The organism is Methylobacterium sp. WL18 (assembly GCF_008040015.1).
Taxonomy (GTDB): Bacteria; Pseudomonadota; Alphaproteobacteria; order Rhizobiales; family Beijerinckiaceae; genus Methylobacterium; species Methylobacterium mesophilicum.
Genome location: NZ_VRVD01000915.1, coordinates 1 through 1,443 on the forward strand (window position 1 = coordinate 1; position 1,443 = coordinate 1,443).

2 protein-coding genes are annotated in these 1,443 nt (G+C 71.1%); both read left to right on the forward strand.

Annotated elements, in window-relative coordinates:
- Window position 1 precedes the first annotated feature (1 nt).
- Window positions 2–376 carry a hypothetical protein gene (locus tag FV228_RS29650; RefSeq protein WP_147857717.1) on the forward strand — a complete coding sequence of 125 codons (375 nt, stop codon included), beginning with the start codon at window positions 2–4 and terminating at the stop codon, window positions 374–376.
- Between the two features lie 25 nt (window positions 377–401).
- The coding region (locus FV228_RS29655; protein WP_147857718.1) for a phosphoglycerate kinase at window positions 402–1,443 on the forward strand (1,042 nt) is incomplete at its 3' end.

A 1,443-nucleotide genomic window follows, 5' to 3' on the forward strand; every position in this document is an offset into this window, starting at 1 on the left:
GGTGGCGACGGCGCCCGCGCAGGGGCTGCCGGCGAGCCACCTCCTCGATCAGCTTGCACGCATCGAGGACAAGTGCTCGCGGATCGAGGACAAGTACGCGCGCTCCGAGTCCCTGCTGTCGCGGGTCGAGGACAAGGTCGAGAACGCCGCCAACCGGATGAATGAATCCGCCCGGCAATCCGACCTCGCGGCCCTGCGCACCGAGATGCGTGGGCTCGCCGACCGGACCCGGCGCCTGCCCGGCACCGGCGCGCTGGTGCTCACCGCCGTGATCACCGCGATCCTCACCGTCGTGCTGATGGTGGCGGTGCAGCGCCTCAACCTCGACCGCCTGATTCCGGTGCCGGCCGCCACGTCCGGCACCACCGTCCAATAACAGCCCTCGACCCGCACAGGACCGCATGAGCGCCTTCCGCACCCTCGACGACGCCGGCGCCCTGACGGGCAAGCGCGTGCTGATGCGCGTCGATCTCAACGTTCCGATGGAGGACGGCCGCGTCACCGACGCGACCCGCATCGAGCGCGTCGTCCCGACCATCCGGGAGGTCGCCGAGAGGGGCGCCAGGGTGATCCTGCTGGCCCATTTCGGCCGCCCCAAGGGCAAGCGCGAGCCGAAGGAATCCCTGGAGCCGGTGGTTCCGGCGCTGAGCCGCGCGCTCGGCCGCACCGTCGCCTTCGCGGCCGATTGCGTCGGCGACGACGCAGCGCAGGCGGTTGCGGCGCTCAAGGACGGCGACGTCCTGCTCCTGGAGAACACCCGCTACCATTCCGGCGAGGAGAAGAACGACGCGGCCTTCGCCGACGCGCTCGCTTCCAACGGCGACGTCTACGTCAACGAGGCGTTCTCCGCGGCCCACCGCGCCCACGCCTCCACCGAGGGCCTGGCCCATCGCCTGCCGGCCTATGCGGGCCGCGAGATGCAGGCCGAGCTCGAGGCTCTGACCAAGGGCCTCGAAGCGCCGCAGCGGCCGGTGATCGCGCTGGTCGGCGGCGCCAAGGTGTCGTCCAAGATCGACCTTTTGGAGAACCTCGTCGCCAAGGTCGACATGCTGGTGATCGGCGGCGGCATGGCCAACACCTTCCTGCACGCGCAGGGCAAGGCGGTGGGCAAGTCCCTGTGCGAGAAGGACCTCGCCGAGACCGCCCTGCGCATCCTGGCGGCCGCGGACAAGGCCGGCTGCCGGATCATCCTGCCGGTGGACGCGGTGGCGGCGACCGAATTCAAGGCCCAGGCCCCGCACGAGACCGTACCGGTGGATTCGGTGCCGGAGGGCAGCATGATCCTTGATGCCGGACCGCGCTCGGTGTCCGAGATCAACGCCGCCATCGACGGTGCCAAGACCCTGGTCTGGAACGGCCCGCTCGGGGCCTTCGAGCTTGCACCCTTCGACGCCGCCACGGTGGCCGCCGCCAAGCACGCGGCCGCGCGCACCGAGGCCGGCC